Source organism: Acinetobacter sp. YH16031 (assembly GCF_013417335.1).
GTDB lineage: Bacteria > Pseudomonadota > Gammaproteobacteria > Pseudomonadales > Moraxellaceae > Acinetobacter.
This window is the reverse complement of the sequence record NZ_VPED01000161.1, coordinates 1-1,454: the sequence shown is the minus strand read 5'-3', so window position 1 is coordinate 1,454 and position 1,454 is coordinate 1. Positions and strand designations below refer to the sequence as shown.

Genomic DNA, 1,454 nt, shown 5'->3' with positions numbered 1-1,454 from the left:
CTGCAACTAACTTATCATGTCTTAATTCTTCAATTAATTGCTTGTACAAATCAATTGTAGTGTTATCAGTTTTCGTACTGTCTGACTTACTGTCAGCCTGACTATCAGGCGTACCGTAAACACGTTGCATTTCACTAAGATCAATTACTTTTCTATTTTTAGCATCTATTTCATAACTGATAGAACCATTCTTCATACGATCATAAATTGATGTACGAGCAACTCCATATTTTTTAGCTAATTCCGCAACAGTAAATTTAGGCATAGTTCTTTAATTATGGTTTTAGTCCGTCATTACATGAACTGTAATGTACTTAAACGTTAAAACCTAGATCTTTAAGATGTGGAAGAAGTTGTTTTTGTTGTACTGGATCTCTGAGCATATCTTTAATTTTAATGGCTAACTCTTCATAGCTTTCACCTTGATTTGCTAAATGAGACAGTTCATGTAGGCGAGATAATTGATTTCCAAATAAGTTAATTTGTGAGTCACTCATTTGATAAAAAGACTGTTTGAGAGAGTTAGTTTGCTTAGAAGGTCGAGCTTTAGACTTTATAGAAAATTGAATATCAGTGATAACTCGACCTTTCTTAAACTGTTGATAATCAACACTTATATCAGTATGTTTGTTAATTTCATTAATTGCTTTGTCTAAGACATTGGATTTGAAATTAGACATAGTTGAATACTCTTCAACACTAAGTCCAAGCTTTGATCTCAAGTCATTGATGCTGTATTTTTCTGTCTTAGTAACGCTTAACCACTTAATAATAAGTTCATATAAGCGAATACTATATTTACTTTTAAAGTCTGAAACTTGTTCGATATAGTATTTTGTAAATTGCTCACTCAATTTGCTTATTAAGCTAATTACTTCATGACTTAGATATAAAACAATCAAACCGTTATTATCAACATACGTTACTTTATTAACCCAATTGGCAGTCGAAAGAGCCTCTATCCCCTTATACCTATCTAGATAACTAAATTCTCTTCGTTTTAATGTCCTAGCAGCATCTTTAAGCAAGGCATAAGCATTATTACTATCGACTTTAAACTGATGAATATAGTCACTCACTGATACTTCTATCGGGGTATCAGGGGAAAGCTTTTGTGATTCTCTAGCTTCGACTATAGCTAGAAGCATTATTCTTTGTTCTATCAATGATAAATTGAATGAAGCATCAATCAGAGCATTATCTTTTACAACTAACTTATTAGTATTTGTCACAATTCTAAGCTTATTTATTAATCTACATAGGTTATATACCGGCTATTTTAAATAGTCAATAATTTAACTATTCAAATACCCCTTAAACCTATCTTTATAACCCCTTAAACCTATCTTTATAACCCCTTAAACCTATCTTTATAACCCCTTAAACCTATCTTTATAGACCATTAAGTAGTTTATTTATAATATTTTTTCATGTTCTAAAAGCATTTAAAAACT

Annotated in this window: 1 protein-coding gene and 1 pseudogene; both read right to left on the bottom strand. The window is 30.7% G+C overall.

The window, feature by feature from the left end; genetic code table 11:
* Positions 1-265, bottom strand: a pseudogene (locus FTV31_RS16860) (hypothetical protein); the annotation flags it as partial.
* 49 nt (positions 266-314) lie between these two features.
* The gene (gene repM, locus FTV31_RS16855; protein ID WP_180015784.1) at positions 315-1,232 is read right to left on the bottom strand and encodes a replication initiation protein RepM; all 918 of its coding nucleotides are present in this window, start codon (positions 1,230-1,232) and stop codon (positions 315-317) included.
* Positions 1,233-1,454 lie beyond the last annotated feature (222 nt).